The following is a 16015-nucleotide window of genomic DNA, read 5'->3' as shown; positions in this document are numbered from 1 at the left end:
GCTAGCCCCGACCGATATAGGGCATGGTCGTCGCCATCACCGTCATGAACTGAACGTTGGACTCAGTCGGCAGATTGGCCATGTGCAGAACGGAGCGCGCCGCGTCTTCGACCGCCATCGTAGGGTCCGGCGTTCTGCCCTCGGCAATTGCTGTATCGACCAGATCCTGAACCATTGGCGTGCGGGCATTGCCGATGTCGATCTGACCACAGGCGATGTTCAACTCGCGCCCATCCAGCGACAAGCTGCGGGTCAGCCCGGTGATCGCATGTTTAGTGGCCGAATAATGCACCGAATTGGGGCGCGGCACGTGGGCGGCGATGGACCCGTTATTGATGATGCGCCCACCTTGAGGGCTCTGGTTGCGCATGATCCGAAACGCCTCACGCGCGCTCAGGAACATGCCGTTAAGGTTGACGTTGACGCTTTGATACCAATCGTCCAGCGCGATCTCGTCGATCTTGCCGCCTGGTGCGAAGATGCCCGCATTGTTGAACAGAACGTCCAGCCTGTCGGCCCGGTTCGAGAAGGACCGGAACGCCCGCGCAACCGCAACCGGGTCGGTCACATCCGCGACCAGAGGGATTGCGTTCGAATGCGCCTCGGCTATTTCCGTCAGCTTGTCTTCGCTTCGCGCCAGCAGGCCAACTGTCCAACCTTCGGCCAGAAAAAGCTCGGCCGTGGCGCGCCCGATACCGGAACTTGCGCCGGTTACGATGATGGTTTTCATGTCTCTTCCGCCTCCAATGTCAGTGACGCCGCCGGGACTGCACGCAGATCATCCACCAGCAGCGGATGCGTGGGTTTCGCCAACCGGTTGCGCACCACCCAGATCAGGCGTTCCTGCGCGCGGGTGATGGCGACATAGGCCAGCCGTTTCCACAAGGGTTGGCCCGCCTCGGTCCGGCCCATGCGGGCGGCGGCGTAAATATCGGGCGCAAAGACCTGCACCGTGTCCCATTGCGAGCCCTGCGCCTTGTGAATGGTCACCGCCGCGCCGTGCAGGAACGTGGCCCCCATGCGGGCCGCGTAGGGAATGAACGGCTCTTCCTCATCCGGTTTTTCGATCTTCACGATCGAGGCGGCGCTGACCTGCGGGTCCTCGGCCCCCATCACGTGCAGCCGCGAGAACCCAGGCTTGCGACCCGGCCCCAGATAGATGACCTGAGCGCCTTTGATCAGCCCCCGCGCCTCAAGGTCGAGGCGTTTCTTGCGGTGCTTCAGCGGCAGTTCGATGCCGTCGCAGATCAGTGGCTCGCCCTCCAGCAACTCGGTATCCGGCGCACCGTGCACCTGACGGAAGGCCTGGATCAACCGAATGCGCGTTGCATTGCGCCAGACCAGAACCGGGCTGCGGGCCATCAGGTCAACCTCGACCCGCTGGCCCCAGACCACGCGATCATCGCGGCGGTCGGTGTCTTCGACCAGACGTTCGAAATCCTCGAACCCCATCGCCGGATCGGCCAGCGCGTGCGCCAAATCGAGGATAGGGTTGTCCGCATCCTGCCGGTGCACCCGGTGCAGGGTCAGCTTGCGGGGATCGGGCAAGCCCTCAAACACCATCGACCCGGACTGATTGACCGGGGCCAACTGCGCCGGATCGCCGAACAGCAGCAGGGTGGGAAAGATTTCCTGCAGATCCTCGAACTGCCGGTCGTCCAGCATCGAGGCCTCATCGACAAAGCCGATATCCAGCGGCTCATCCCGGCGTTTCCAGCCGGTGATAAAGTCCGATCCGCGCAGACCGGCAGCGGCCAGAGCGCCCGGAATGGACTTGTTGTTCGCGTAAAAGGCAGCGGCCCGGTCCAGCGCTTCATCGGTCAGGCCTTCGATCTCGGGCCGGTCGTCATTGCCGGCCAGCCATTCAGCGATGCGTTCATATTCCGGGTCATAAACCGGAGTATAGAGAATGCGGTGAATAGTCGTGGCAGGCACGCCGCGCAACCGCAACACGCTGGCGGCCTTGTTGGTCGGGGCCAAAATCGCAAGGCTGCGCTTATCCCGCGATTTCCGGCTTTCAAAATCGCCTGAGACGATCTGAACGCCCGTCTCAGCCAACGCCTTGTAAAGCTCGGCCAGCAACAGCGTCTTGCCCGAACCGGCCTTGCCGATCACCGCCATTGTGCCCGATTTTCCGCCTCCCGGCAGCTTCAGCAGGGCGTCATCTTCCAGGTCAACACCGGCAGCGCGCAGCATCTCGGCAATGCTGTCAAAAGCGGCGGCCTGATCGTCAGAGAAAGTCACATTTGGCAAGGACATGGCGCGACCCTACAGGGCCGCGCCAGCCTTCACCAGATGCGGATTTGCGAAATCCGGCCGTTCACGCAGACAGCGCAAACCGGTGTTGCCGACCCGCGCCAAATGCGGTGTTGAACCACAGGTGCGACAGCTCGCGCGGGATGCCCGCACGCTCGGCCACGCGGTTGCAATCGTCGGCGGAATAGGGCCACAGGCCCACTGATATCTGATCACGCCCGGTGCCTTCGGTGCCCAGAACCTTGGGCGAAGAGCCGATCAGGCGATATATGCGGATCATGCGCGCGTCGAAGACGCCGGCGATGTGGGTCAGGCCGAAGCCTTCCATCATCTCGCCACCGCTCAGCATGATGGCCCCGGCGGTGTGCGGACTGGCGGTGCGAGACAGGCAGAAGCGCGTCACCTCCCAGATCAGAGGGCTGTGGATCGGTTTGCCGCCGGTCAGGTGGCCAAAGACCTCATTAACCATAACCGGCCCGGTCGTCGGCAGAACCCGCATCGAGCCGCCATGGCTGCCGTCCGCTTCTTCCCAAATGACGTAAAGCGGGTTGAGGTCATCGTACTGATCCCGCTCTTCCCCCTTGTCATTGACCTGGACATCCCACCCCAAGCGGGTTTTGAACTGATCCGCCCGGTCCCTGAACATCCCCTCGGCCAATACCGGAAATTTGTGCAACTCATCAGCATAGAGATAGCGCAACATGTCTTGTTCCCCTTGTCGTCCTGTGAAGGAACGAAGGGGGTACAAGCGCGTGGTTAATTTCCCGTTCGAAGGGCGTACGCCCGTTAAACGACTATTAATCCCCGGCTGAGGGCCGTTGCGATGGCATGAGTGGTATTTTGCGCGCCCAGCTTCGAGCGCGCGCTTTCGATATAAACCCGCAATGTATGCTCGGAAATCGACAGGGAATGGGCCACCTGCGCCCGGCTGTAGCCCAGCGCCAGCAGCGTCATCGCGTCAATTTCGCGGGGCGACAGGCTGCGCGGGGCGTCGGGTTGCCTGTCCACCTCGAATTCCAGCGCCTTGCGGTTAATGTAGTGCGCCACCAGGATCAGTTCGCGCCCATAGGTGGCGATGAAATCGGCCCAGACCTGATCGCTGCAGGAATGATTGACGGTGAACAGCGCGAATTGGCCATTGGGGCCGCGGATCGGGATCGAATAACCCTGATTGCCGACCCCATGGCTGCGCGCATCCTGCAAAAAAGCCTTGGCAACCTTTCCCGACCAATCCAACGACTTCCAGTCAACCGGATGAAACCGCTGGAAACAGCCCAAGATTACGGGGTCAATTCTGTGGTAATTCTTGTCCCGATACCGGTCCTCCCAGGCATCGGAATAGGTGGTGCAGCCGTATTGGTCCCCGGCGCCATCCACCCAGTGATATGTCAGATGTTCGACCTTCAGCCGGTCCCGTAGTCGAACAGCAACGCCAGTGAGTTCATCAAGCGTGTTGGTGTTTTCCAAATCCTGCAGGATTTGACTCAAATCGAGTTCTGTTCCCATGCGCGGGCGTCTGTGCCTCATCCTTCATGGACGCGATCTCGGCCGCTGCGATCAGCTTTGTGTCATCAAGCTGTTCCGCAAGCGTCGTTAACCCATTCGCAACGGCGAAAGCGTTAAGGTCCGACAAAACGTCCAATATCCAATCATTTTGCGCCATCAGGGTCTCACTGAATTAGTTAACGAAGGGTTAACACAACCATAACATGTGCCATGTTTATTGGCATATTCGCTGGTTTCTACTCCCCAAAAACAGCGGGGCAGATTTTTGTAAGGCCTTGAAAACGGGCAGGACCCAAATCAAGCGCAAAACACCCGCAAACCAGCGTCGCGGTCTGCGGGTGTCAGGGTCAACAACTGACGCGTGTGTCAGCCCGCGTCCAGAACTTCTTCAAGCGTGCGCAGCCCGGTCCGGGGCGATTGCACCAGCACCGACATGTTGCCCGGCTTATGCTCGTTGCGCATCATCTTCATATGCGCCTCGGGCAGGTCGTTCCATGTGAAAACTTCGGACATGCAGGGGTCCAGACGACGCTCGACCATCAGTTTGTTCGCGGCCGAGGCCTGTTTCAGATGCGCGAAATGCGAGCCCTGCAGGCGTTTCTGATGCATCCACATGTAGCGGACGTCGAACGTACAGTTGAACCCCGAAGTTCCGGCACAGATCACAACCATGCCGCCCTTTTTGACCACAAAGGTCGAAACGGGGAAGGTGCTTTCGCCAGGGTGCTCGAACACCATATCGACATTGTTGCCCTTGCCGGTGATGTCCCAGATCGCCTTGCCGAACTTGCGCGCCTCTTTGAACCACTCGGCATATTCCGGGGTGTTCACGGTGGGCAGTTGTCCCCAGCAGTTAAAGTCCCGACGGTTCAGAACGCCCTTGGCCCCCAGCCCCATAACAAAGTCACGCTTGCTTTCGTCCGAGATCACGCCAATCGCATTCGCACCTGCCGTGTTGATCAACTGGATCGCATACGAGCCCAGCCCGCCCGACGCGCCCCAAACCAGAACATTCTGGCCGGGTTTCAGATCATGCGGCTCATGCCCGAACAGCATACGGTATGCTGTGGCGAGGGTCAGGGTGTAGCAAGCAGCCTCTTCCCATGTCAGGTGCTTGGGACGCGGCATAAGCTGCTGGGCCTGCACGCGGGTAAACTGGCTGAATGAGCCATCCGGCGTCTCGTAGCCCCAGATACGCTGGCTGGTGGAATACATCGGATCGCCGCCGTTGCATTCCTCGTCATCGCCATCGTCCTGGTTGCAATGAATGACAACCTCATCGCCTACCTTCCAGCGCTTCACCTTGTCGCCCACGGCCCAGACGATGCCCGAGGCATCCGAACCGGCAATGTGATAAGGCGCTCTGTGGCCGTCAAACGGGCTGATCGGCTGGCCCAGCGCGGCCCAGACGCCGTTATAGTTGACGCCAGCGGCCATCACCAGAACCAGCACCTCGTTGCTGTCCAGTGCCGGAACATCGACAACTTCCTGCTGCATGGCCGTGATCGGCTCGCCATGGCGTTCCTTGCGGATGGCCCATGCGTACATCTGTTTGGGCACAAACCCCATCGGAGGGATTTCCCCCATTTCATAGAGGTCTTTCTCGGGTGCCTCGTACGACGCGATACCGCTTTCGGTGTCCAAAGCCATGCTGGCCTCCTCTTTCTTTCTCATTGCTTTTGCCGCGACGCAGAATCGCAGGCTTCATATGATGGGATATTGGCCGTTGCGCAATAATGCAACCGTTTTCGGCGCTAAATTGTAATTTTATGACCCAGCAGGTGCAGAATTTTCTTTTGCAGGTGCGGCGTCAGCCAATTTCAACCGGTCCGGGACCGATGCAGCATAGTATTCCAGCAGGTCCGTGCGCTGACCGGACAGCGACAGAACGTCCCCCTGCCGGAGCAGAATCCGGCGTTCAACCAGGATGTCGAGCGCGGCAGAGACCGCCTCAGCATAAGCTGCCGGTTGGGTGTTGTCCTGATCAAGCATGGCTTCGATCTGGGCCTGTGCATCAGACACCGACATGGTCTGGTTATCCCGCAGCAACGCGCAGGCCGCAGGCACGGGAACCACCGGGATGGCCCGGCCGAGACGGCGCATCAGTTCGCGCGCAAGGTCAGTCATCACATCCTCGCCATTGCCCGCGCGAAACTCCCGCAACGAGATCGGCATGCCATAGCGGACCGAGGCCACCCCGAACCGCTTGTACCGCCCAATCAGCCTGCGCCAGATCTGCTTCAGTATCCAACCGGTGATGACCCCGATCCGGGCCCGGAACCGCCGCTCGGACCCGAGCGCCGCGCGGGTCAGAATGGTATCCTCCAGCACCCGGTCGTAATTCAGCGCCACCGGCACAAACACCACGTCCCGCCCATCGGGCGAGGTTCCGTCCATGATGTATTTAAGCAATCCAAGCTTCGGGCGACCCAACGCCCCGGTCAGGCTCAGGCCGCCTTCGGGAAACATGGCTTGCGTCACGCCGGCCTCGGTCGCGTGGCGCACATAGCTGGCCAGCACTTGACGATAAAGCTCGTTGCCGGACTTGCGGCGGATAAAATAAGCCCCCATCGCCCTTATCAGGCGGCTTAGCGGCCAGACCCGCGCCCATTCACCCACCGCATAAGACAGCGCCGATTGCTGTGCCGCCAGATAAGTCACCAGCACGTAATCCATATTGCTGCGGTGGTTCATGACAAAGACAACCGTAGCGTCCGGGTCGATGTCTTTCACCGCCGCTTCGTCTTCGTAGCTCAGGCGCACGTCATAGAAGGTGTTGCTCAGCAGGCGCGCCAGACGGATGGCGAAGCTGAAATAGGCAAAGGCCGAGAAAGACGGCACAATCTCGCGCGCATAGCGGCGCGCCTTTTCCGAGGCGACGCCTTCGGGGATGCCTTCTTCCAGCGCATGTTGCTGCACCGCCTGACCCACCTGCGGATCATAGATCAGCCGCTGGATCATGTCGTGACGGCGTGCCAGTTTGAATGGCTGGATCGGCCGTTGCAGCCTTTTGTTCAGCCGCGAAACCGCCCGTTCCAGACGACGCCGAAAGAACCAGCGCACCGACGGAAACAGGAAATGCGACGCGAACGTGACCGCGGCAAAGATCACGATCAGCACGAAAAGCCAAAGCGGAAGTTCCACGGTCTGCGTCATGACTGCACACTGCCATCAATCGCGAACGCTCACAATCTGAACAATCTGGGAATGCCGCAACGCAGCGAATTGACATGTCCCGAAAATTGCGCTTTAGAGGCCTTGTACGTAATTTTGTTGCTCATCTGAAAAACGAGGCCCTTTATGACGCAGACGCAGAAAGATCGCCCCTGGCTCATCCGAACCTATGCCGGTCATTCTACCGCCAAGGCGTCGAACGAACTGTATCGCGGCAATCTGGCCAAAGGTCAGACCGGCCTGTCCGTGGCCTTCGATCTGCCGACGCAAACCGGATATGACAGCGATCATACGCTGGCGCGGGGTGAGGTCGGCAAGGTGGGCGTGCCGATTTGCCATCTGGGCGACATGCGGGTGCTGTTCGATCAGATTCCGTTGGAGCAGATGAACACCTCGATGACGATCAACGCGACAGCGCCGTGGCTGCTGGCGTTGTATATCGCGGTGGCCGAAGAACAGGGCGCGGATGTGTCCAAACTGCAAGGCACGGTTCAGAACGATCTGATCAAGGAATATCTGAGCCGGGGCACCTATGTCTGCCCGCCAAAGCCCTCGCTGAAGATGATCGCGGATGTGGCCGAGTATTGCTATACCAACGTGCCGAAATGGAACCCGATGAACGTGTGTTCCTATCACCTGCAAGAGGCTGGCGCGACGCCCGAACAGGAACTGGCCTATGCGCTGGCCACCGCCATCGCTGTGCTGGACGAACTGCGGCCCCGAGTGCCTGCCGAGGATTTCCCCGCGCTGTGCGGTCGGATTTCCTTCTTCGTGAATGCAGGCATTCGCTTTGTCACCGAAATGTGCAAAATGCGCGCCTTTGTCGATCTTTGGGATGAGATTCTGCAACAACGCTATGGCGTCGAGGATCCCAAATTCCGCCGATTCCGCTATGGCGTTCAGGTGAACTCGCTGGGGCTGACCGAACAGCAGCCGGAAAACAACGTCTATCGCATCCTGATCGAAATGCTGGCCGTGACCCTATCCAAGAAAGCCCGCGCCCGTGCGGTGCAACTGCCTGCGTGGAACGAGGCGTTGGGCCTGCCGCGCCCGTGGGATCAGCAATGGTCGATGCGCATGCAGCAGATTCTGGCCTATGAGACCGACCTGCTGGAATATGGCGACCTGTTCGACGGCAACCCCGCCGTGGACGCCAAGGTTGAGGAACTGAAAGAAGGCGCGCGCGCCGAACTGGCCAATCTGGACTCGATGGGCGGCGCGGTTGCGTCGATCGAATACATGAAATCCCGTCTGGTGGATTCAAACGCCGAGCGCCTGAACCGGATCGAGCGCAATGAAACGGTTGTGGTCGGCGTCAACAAATGGGTCGAGGGCGAACCGTCGCCCCTGCAGACCGAAGACGGCGGCATCATGGTGGTCGATCCGGCGGTCGAGCAGGATCAGATCAACCGCTTGAACGAGTGGCGCGCCGAACGCGACGACGCGGCGGTCACGGCGGCTCTGGCAGCGCTGCGCGAGGCGGCGCAAACCGGGGCGAACGTGATGGAGCCGTCCATTGCCGCCGCCAAGGCAGGGGCCACCACCGGCGAATGGGCCGAGGAGATGCGCAAAGTACACGGCACCTATCGCGGCCCAACGGGCGTGTCGGGGTCGGTCTCGAACAAGACCGAAGGGCTGGATGACCTGCGCGCCGCCGTCGATGCAGCCAGCGACCGGCTGGGCCGCCGCCTGAAATTCCTGGTCGGCAAGCCGGGGCTGGACGGGCATTCCAACGGAGCCGAACAGATCGCCTTCCGCGCCCGCGATTGCGGCATGGACATCAGCTATGAGGGCATTCGCCTTACGCCCGAGGAAATCGTCACCGCCGCGATCGAGGACGACGCCCACGTGATCGGTCTGTCAATCCTGTCGGGCAGTCATTTGCCTTTGGTTCAGGACGTCATGACCCGCCTGAAAGACGCGGGGCTGGCGCATATTCCGGTGATCGTTGGCGGCATTATTCCCGATGAAGACGCGGAAAAGTTGAAATCGATGGGCGTTGCGAAGATCTATACGCCCAAGAATTTCGAGTTGAATTCCATCATGGGGGACATCGTCACTCTGGTCGACCCGCAATCCATCGCGGCGGAATAACGAGCACTTTACCCTAATTCTCTGAATACCTATTTCCGATTAAACGGGAATGGAATATACCGGCATTTGCAATTCATACGGACAGGTATGTTTGCCGTGATTCAATACAGGTATGGAGAAGAATGATGGGGATCAATCTTGAAAGCATGTCGCGAAAAGAGCTTCTAAGTTTACGCGACAACGTTGAAAAAGCACTGGTAAGCGCCGAAAAACGCGAACGCCAGGAAGCACGGAAAGCCGCTGAAAAGGCCGCCGCTGAATTCGGATTTTCTCTGTCCGAATTGTCGGACGACGCACCGCGCAGCGCTAAGGGGTCAAAAGCAAAGGCAAAATATCGCAACCCCGCCGCGCCGGACCAGACCTGGACCGGTCGGGGTCGCAAACCGCAATGGGTTCATGATGCATTGAAATCGGGTGCAGATATTTCCGAGTTGGAAATCTAAAACAGGATTTGTCTCAGAATGACAATTCATATAGGCGCTGAAAAAGGCGAAATTGCGGAAACCGTTCTTTTGCCCGGTGATCCTTATCGGGCGAAATGGGCGGCCGAGACGTTTTTGCAAGACGTTAAGCAAGTCAATAACGTGCGCGGAATGCTGGGATTCACCGGTACGTGGAATGGAAATACTGTCACCATTCAGGGCAGCGGCATGGGGATGCCCTCGCTGTCGATCTACGTAAATGAACTGATCCGTGATTACGGGGCAAAGACGCTGATCCGCATCGGGTCCTGCGGCGGAATGCAGGACAGTGTCAATGTGCGGGATGTCATTCTGGCGATGACCTCGACCACGCTCAGCACCCCGTCGCGCGGCATCATGAAAGAGATGAACTTTGCCCCCTGCGCCGATTGGGGTCTGCTGCAGGCCGCCGCACAAGCGGCTGCAGCCAAGGGCACGCCAACCCATGTGGGCGGCATATATTCCTCGGACGTGTTCTATGATGAACGCCCGGACCTGAACGAACAGATGGTGCGCCACGGCATCTTAGGTGTCGAGATGGAAGCGGCCGAGCTTTACATCCTCGCCGCGCGCCACAAATGCCGGGCGCTGGCGGTGCTGACAGTGTCCGACCACCTGCTGACCGGCGAGGCGCTGCCCGCATCCGAACGCGAGCGCAGCTTTGGCGACATGGTCGAGATCGCGCTTGGGGCGGCCTTCCCCGCCAGTTGATCAAAGCCCATGCGTGCGATCATAGGCGTTGCGCGCAGGGCTGCTCCATCCCTGCAAGGCACCCTCGGCGGGGGCAAAGACCTCGACCAGCAGGGGGTGGCAGGGGGCGGTGTCCGAGGAATGCTCGGACGAGCAATCGCCACCTGGACAGGCGCTGAGATTGCCCAACAGGTCGATCTCGGCGAAGAACTCAAGGTAATCGCCCGGGCGCACGGGTGAGGCTTTCATGAAATACTGCCCGGTATCGCGCGTAAAGCCGGTGCACATGAACACGTTCAGCACATCATGCACCGCCGGTTCCGCCTGCGCCAGGGGGATGCCCTGATGATCGGCCAGCGCGCGGGTCAGGTTTGAATGGCAACAATGGTGGTACTGCGTTCCAGATAGCAGGTTGCCCGTATAAGGATCGCATCGGGTGCCGATCACGTCATGGACCGAACCGCCATACTCATCAATGCCATACCACCCCAGCGTATCCGCGGTGATCGTCGCCATCGGACGCATATGCGGAAAGCTGGACCACATCCGCTCGCCGGTCGTCAGGTGGGTGCCGTGCAGCGCGCGGGTTTTGCCGGAATAGAACCGTTCGGACAGGTCGTTCAGGTTCCACAGGTTCAGATCGCCTACCTGTGGCCCCTCGACCGAGGTGATGCGAAAGAAATACCCGGCGGGCACTTCGAAACAGCGCGCCTCTCGCGGCGGGATCAGCACCTCGCCCGTCTTTTGCGCTGTGCTGCGTGCGGTTTGGTACAGCGTCAGATCCGGCGGAGGCAGATCGTCGCTAGGATAGCAGATCACAGGCGCGACGGCACGGCGGGCTGCGGCGTCTTTCGGCGGTTGGGCTGGGTTCTGAGATTCGGTCATGGCGCCAACACTGGCCCAGTTCGCGCCGCCGGAAAAGCCCCTCCGCTACCCCTGCCCTTTCAGGCATTTGGTCGGTTCGGAATCGGATTGCGACACTGCGCCGCAAAAGCTGCAACGCCACTGGCCTTCTTTCCGGTGCTCGCGCCAGCGGCAATCGCGCGTCAACGAGGACGTGCGGGATCGCCACAAGAAATAGGCAAAGACACCGGCGGCCAGCAAAAGCAAAAGGACAGGCATATCTCTGCTTTGCCGATCACCTTCGGGAAATCAAGTGCGCAATCCTTTGATCAGGCCGCTTTGGTGTTGTCGGAGTTAAGGCCGGCATGGCTGCCGACCTTGAATATCGCTGCGGGCTACGCCGCCATACAAGCGTTCGCTTTGGCGGCCTGCGCTTCGGTGATGCCATTGCCTGGAACAAAGACCTCGGTTTGTTTGCCGTCCTGAAGGGTGTATTGGGTCGTGAATGAACCTTCAATTCCAGCTTGGCTGGCGCATTCCACCTGCTTGAAAACAAGATCCGCCCGATCACTGCCCGAACTACCGCACGCCGAAAGAACGGCGATTGCAGCAACGGACAGAGCCTTCAGTAGTGTTTGAGTCATTGATATTCTCCGATATTTCAATGCCCGCATAACACGAAAAAACCGGGAAGTTTCCATCCCGGGTTCGCATAATTTCTTTGGCTGTGATCAGACGGCGCGTTCCACCATCATCTTCTTGATCTCGGCAATCGCCTTGGCCGGGTTCAGCCCTTTGGGACAGGTCTTGGCGCAGTTCATGATCGTGTGGCAGCGATAGAGTTTGAACGGGTCCTCAAGCTCATCCAGACGTTCACCCGTTGCTTCATCGCGGCTGTCGATGATCCAGCGATAGGCGTGTAGCAAGGCGGCGGGGCCAAGGTAGCGGTCGCCGTTCCACCAGTAGCTTGGGCACGAGGTCGAACAGCTGGCGCACATCACACATTCATAAAGCCCATCCAGCTTACGGCGATCCTCGATGGACTGCTTCCACTCCTTCGCCGGACGGTTGGTCTTGGTCTCCAGCCACGGCATTATCGAGGCATGCTGGGCATAGAAATGGGTCAGGTCAGGGATCAGGTCCTTGACCACCGGCATATGCGGCAGCGGATAGATTTTCACGTCGCCCTTGATCTCATCCATGCCATAGATACAGGCCAGCGTGTTGATCCCGTCGATATTCATCGCGCAGGAGCCGCAGATGCCCTCGCGGCAGGAGCGGCGGAAGGTCAGGGTGGGGTCGATCTCGTTCTTGATCTTGATCAGCGCGTCCAGAACCATCGGGCCGCAGGTGTCCATATCGACGAAATAGGTATCCACGCGCGGGTTCTGCCCATCATCCGGGTTCCAGCGGTAAATCTGGAACTTGCGCACATTGGTGGCACCTTCCGGCTTGGGCCAGGACTTACCGGTGGTGATCCGGGAATTCTTGGGCAGGGTCAGTTGAACCATCTCAATTCTCCATTCAGCCTGTCCGGGCGCGTCTGGACGCGCCGCGATTATAGTGCCCCCAATGGGCAATGTTCACATCAAAATCGGATGAGAGCCAGTCCGCGATTGCCTGCGGCGCGTCCTCATCAATGTCAAAGCGCAGGAACCGGGGATTGCCGTCGAAATAGGTCTCAACCTCAGCATGGTGCACGTCATACATGCGCGCCCATCCCCTTTTTACCTCATCCGCTGTCTGGCCATTGGCCTTGCGGCAGCGTTCGAGATATCCGCCATTCGAATGCCGCGCGCGCGAGGCTATCCAGTCATCGCGGTTGCGCGTGTTCAGCAGGAAATAGGCATCCGGGTAGGCCGCATGCAATTCGCGAAAGAACCGCGTGCCGTCCAGCATGAAGCGCCCGTTGACAAAGGCCAGATCGGCAAAGGCGCGAGTTGCGCCGAACCCGTCCAGCGGTTTGCGGCCCATGGCGATATTCGTCATCATCCGCTGCGCAAGATTGTCGCCCAGGTCGTCCACCCAATGCACCGACGGAATCCCACTGGCCTGAAACAGCTTGTGGAACGAGGTCGTCGCACAGCGGTTCAGACCGATCAGCAGGATTTTGGGATCGCTTCCGGTGGGCTGCAGGACTTCAACGGTCATGAGGCGCACCCGGCAAGGCACAGCGCACGAGGTCCGTGCGCTGTACCTGCTTGTCTATGACGCCTGCGCACCACTGCTTCGCCCCTTAGAACGTCCGCGCCTTGGGCGCGATTTTCTTGAGGCTGATGCCGCCTTCATCCTCGGTGGTCAGCGGATCTACAATGACCGGGCGATAGCTGAGTTCAACGGTGTTGCCCTCAACCCGGCTTACGGTGTGGACGCGCCAGTTCTCGTCATCGCGTTCGGTGAAATCCTCATGCGCATGGGCACCACGGGATTCCTTGCGCGCTTCGGCACCGACGATGGTAGCGAGCGCGCTTGGCATCAGGTTGGTCAGTTCCAGCGATTCCATCAGATCGCTGTTCCAGACCAGCGAGCGGTCCGAAACCTGCAGATCATCCATCTTGGCGGCAATCGCGGTCATCTTCTCGACCCCTTCCGCCATGGTCTTGGCGGTGCGGAACACGGCCGCGTCCTGCTGCATGGTCTTCTGCATCTCAAGGCGCAGATCGGCGGTCGGAACCGCGCCACTCGCGTTGCGCACGGCGTCGAACCGGTCAAAGGCTTTGTCGACCGAGGCCTGGTTCAGCACCGGGTTCGGCGCGGCGGCATCAACCACCTTGCCCGCCCGGATCGCCGCCGCGCGGCCAAACACCACAAGATCGATCAGTGAGTTTGACCCCAACCGATTTGCTCCGTGGACCGAGGCACATCCGGCCTCACCCACGGCCATCAGGCCGGGGACCACGGCGGTCGGGTTGTCGGCGGTGGGGTTCAGAACCTCGCCCCAATAGTTGGTCGGAATGCCGCCCATGTTGTAATGCACGGTCGGCAGAACCGGGATCGGTTCCTTGGTGACATCCACACCGGCAAATACGCGGGCGGATTCCGAGATGCCCGGCAGGCGTTCGGCCAACGCCTCGGCGGGCAGGTGGCTCAGGTTCAGGTGGATATGGTCGCCGTCATCGCCGTGGCCGCGCCCTTCGCGGATTTCCATGGTCATGGAGCGGCTGACATAATCGCGCGGCGCAAGGTCCTTGTATTGGGGCGCGTAACGCTCCATGAACCGCTCACCTTCCGAGTTGGTCAGGTATCCGCCCTCGCCCCGGGCCCCTTCGGTGATCAGGCAGCCCGAGCCGTAGATGCCGGTCGGGTGGAACTGCACGAATTCCATATCCTGCAGGGCCAGACCCGCACGAGCCACCATGCCGCCGCCGTCGCCGGTGCAGGTATGGGCCGAGGTTGCGCTGAAATAAGCCCGGCCATAACCACCGGTCGCAAGCACCACCATCTTGGCGTTGAACACATGCATCGTGCCATCGTCCAGCTTCCAGCAGACGACGCCCTGACACTGCCCGTCATCGGACATGATCAGGTCGATGGCAAAGTATTCGATATAGAATTCAGCGTTGTTTTTCAGCGACTGCCCATACAGCGTGTGCAGGATCGCATGCCCAGTCCGGTCGGCGGCGGCACAGGTCCGCTGCACCGCGGGGCCTTCGCCGAACTCGGTGGTATGGCCGCCAAAGGGACGCTGATAGATCTTGCCCTCTTCTGTGCGGCTGAACGGCACGCCGTAATGTTCCAGCTCATACACCGCTTTGGGGGCCTCACGCGCCAAGTATTCCATCGCGTCGGTATCACCCAACCAGTCCGAACCTTTGACGGTGTCATACATATGCCACTGCCAGTGGTCGGGGCCCATGTTCGACAGCGACGCCGCGATGCCGCCCTGCGCGGCAACGGTGTGCGAGCGGGTCGGGAACACCTTGGTCACACAAGCGGTGCGCAACCCCTGTTCCGCCATACCCAACGTCGCCCGCAGCCCGGCGCCACCGGCACCGACCACAACCACGTCATATTCATGCGTTTCGTATTCGTATGCAGCCATTTCTTTCAGCTCCGGGAATTAAAGGGCGATGCGCGCGATGGCGAAGATGCCAGCCGCAGCCGCGCCGTAGGACAGGCAGGTAGTCAGGATGATCAGCACCTTCTCCATGGTGCCGTGGACATAGTCCTCAAGCATCACCTGCGCGCCTTCGGCAAAGTGTTTGAACCCGACCCCCAAGGTCAGCGCCGCGACAATCGCCGGGAAGGGGCGCGAATAGTAATCCAGCACCACGTCATAGGGCTGACCCAGAACCGGGCCGAATGTGAAGATGAACAGCGGGACAAGGATCAGCAAAGCCACCGAGCTGACCTTCATCCGCCAGAAATGAGCCGTCCCCGCCTTGGCCGATCCCAGGCCCATCGCGCGCTTGCGGTCTGTCAGATAACGCATATCAGGCCTCCTTTACGCGACGATCAGCAGGGTGAGAAGGGTCAGCACGACCGAGCCGATGACAACCGCCCAGCCCAGCTTGGTCGCTGTGGGCAGATCCAGACCAACGGCGCTGTCCCAGATCAGATGACGAATGCCCGCCAGTGCGTGATACCAGATGCCCCAGACCGACAGCGCCATAACCAGATCGCCGAGAACCGAGGTGATCACGCCATTCGCAACAGCAAAAGCCTCGGGCGAGGTCGCCGCAGCGAGGAACCACCAGACAATCAACAGCCCCGCGACGATCAGGGCGTTTCCGGTGATGCGCGTCAGGATGGATGTGACCGACGTCAGCTGTGGACGGTAGATCGACAGATGAGGCGATAACGGGCGGTTGCCCCGATTAACATCGGCCATGGCGGCTCCTTTTCGGTTGGCTTCCGAAGGTTTTACTGTTTTTTCCACGTCTGTCACGTGCTGCAGGTGCAGAAAAGGGTAATTTCGCCGCAAAACGGCAGAATGTCGCGCTATGTGATCACACAAAATAAACTCGTGATCACAAAACTCATTCCGTCCT

At 59.9% G+C, this 16015-nt stretch carries 16 protein-coding genes; 3 read left to right on the top strand and 13 right to left on the bottom strand.

All coding sequences use genetic code 11. The features are described 5' to 3' along the window. Position 1: 1 nt before the first annotated feature. The 6 genes from ACR0JN_RS13460 to ACR0JN_RS13435 form a co-directional block, all read right to left on the bottom strand. Positions 2–730: an SDR family oxidoreductase gene (locus ACR0JN_RS13460; protein WP_480886237.1), complete on the bottom strand. Its 729-nt coding sequence runs from the start codon at positions 728–730 to the stop codon at positions 2–4. Further along, positions 727–2259, bottom strand: a complete 1533-nt coding sequence (locus ACR0JN_RS13455; RefSeq protein ID WP_480886235.1) for an ATP-dependent DNA helicase — start codon at positions 2257–2259, stop codon at positions 727–729. Before ACR0JN_RS13455 ends, ACR0JN_RS13460 begins: the two co-directional genes overlap by 4 nt. A gap of 61 nt (positions 2260–2320) precedes the next feature. Next, positions 2321–2959 carry an acyl-homoserine-lactone synthase gene (locus tag ACR0JN_RS13450; protein ID WP_480817628.1) on the bottom strand — a complete coding sequence of 213 codons (639 nt, stop codon included), beginning with the start codon at positions 2957–2959 and terminating at the stop codon, positions 2321–2323. Between the two features lie 83 nt (positions 2960–3042). Beyond that, positions 3043–3762 (bottom strand): helix-turn-helix transcriptional regulator, encoded by a 720-nt coding sequence (locus ACR0JN_RS13445; protein WP_480817629.1) that lies wholly within the window; start codon positions 3760–3762, stop codon positions 3043–3045. A 366-nt stretch (positions 3763–4128) separates the two neighbouring features. Then, entirely contained in the window at positions 4129–5412 is a 1284-nt protein-coding gene (gene ccrA, locus ACR0JN_RS13440) for a crotonyl-CoA carboxylase/reductase (protein WP_480817630.1), read from the bottom strand. 117 nt (positions 5413–5529) lie between these two features. Further along, positions 5530–6918: a 1-acyl-sn-glycerol-3-phosphate acyltransferase gene (locus ACR0JN_RS13435; RefSeq protein ID WP_480886233.1), complete on the bottom strand. Its 1389-nt coding sequence runs from the start codon at positions 6916–6918 to the stop codon at positions 5530–5532. A 144-nt stretch (positions 6919–7062) separates the two neighbouring features. On the opposite strand from ACR0JN_RS13435, the gene ACR0JN_RS13430 reads away from it, so the two are divergent. The 3 genes from ACR0JN_RS13430 (at position 7063) to deoD (ending at position 10202) form a co-directional block, all read left to right on the top strand. Then, complete coding sequence (locus tag ACR0JN_RS13430) at positions 7063–9030, top strand: protein meaA (protein ID WP_480886231.1); 1968 nt, start codon at positions 7063–7065, stop codon at positions 9028–9030. A 125-nt stretch (positions 9031–9155) separates the two neighbouring features. Then, positions 9156–9473 carry an H-NS histone family protein gene (locus ACR0JN_RS13425; protein WP_480817633.1) on the top strand — a complete coding sequence of 106 codons (318 nt, stop codon included), beginning with the start codon at positions 9156–9158 and terminating at the stop codon, positions 9471–9473. Between the two features lie 18 nt (positions 9474–9491). Continuing rightward, entirely contained in the window at positions 9492–10202 is a 711-nt protein-coding gene (deoD, locus tag ACR0JN_RS13420; protein ID WP_480817634.1) for a purine-nucleoside phosphorylase, read from the top strand. Here the strand turns inward: deoD and ACR0JN_RS13415 are convergent, their stop codons facing one another. The 7 genes from ACR0JN_RS13415 to sdhC form a co-directional block, all read right to left on the bottom strand. Next, complete coding sequence (locus ACR0JN_RS13415; RefSeq protein ID WP_480886229.1) at positions 10203–11066, bottom strand: urea carboxylase-associated family protein; 864 nt, start codon at positions 11064–11066, stop codon at positions 10203–10205. 353 nt (positions 11067–11419) lie between these two features. Beyond that, a complete protein-coding gene (locus tag ACR0JN_RS13410) occupies positions 11420–11668 on the bottom strand; it encodes a hypothetical protein (protein ID WP_480886227.1) in 249 nt (82 codons plus the stop codon). Positions 11669–11755: 87 nt separating this feature from the next. Next, entirely contained in the window at positions 11756–12535 is a 780-nt protein-coding gene (locus ACR0JN_RS13405; protein ID WP_480886225.1) for a succinate dehydrogenase iron-sulfur subunit, read from the bottom strand. 13 nt (positions 12536–12548) lie between these two features. Further along, positions 12549–13175: a sulfotransferase gene (locus ACR0JN_RS13400; RefSeq protein ID WP_480886223.1), complete on the bottom strand. Its 627-nt coding sequence runs from the start codon at positions 13173–13175 to the stop codon at positions 12549–12551. Between the two features lie 85 nt (positions 13176–13260). Next, a complete protein-coding gene (gene sdhA / locus ACR0JN_RS13395) occupies positions 13261–15066 on the bottom strand; it encodes a succinate dehydrogenase flavoprotein subunit (RefSeq protein ID WP_480886221.1) in 1806 nt (601 codons plus the stop codon). Positions 15067–15084: 18 nt separating this feature from the next. Then, complete coding sequence (sdhD, locus tag ACR0JN_RS13390) at positions 15085–15456, bottom strand: succinate dehydrogenase, hydrophobic membrane anchor protein (RefSeq protein ID WP_480614225.1); 372 nt, start codon at positions 15454–15456, stop codon at positions 15085–15087. Positions 15457–15468: 12 nt separating this feature from the next. Beyond that, entirely contained in the window at positions 15469–15855 is a 387-nt protein-coding gene (gene sdhC / locus ACR0JN_RS13385; protein ID WP_480817640.1) for a succinate dehydrogenase, cytochrome b556 subunit, read from the bottom strand. Positions 15856–16015 lie beyond the last annotated feature (160 nt).

The organism is Ruegeria sp. G12 (genome assembly GCF_056533565.1).
This window is presented reverse-complemented; position numbering and strand designations above follow the sequence as displayed.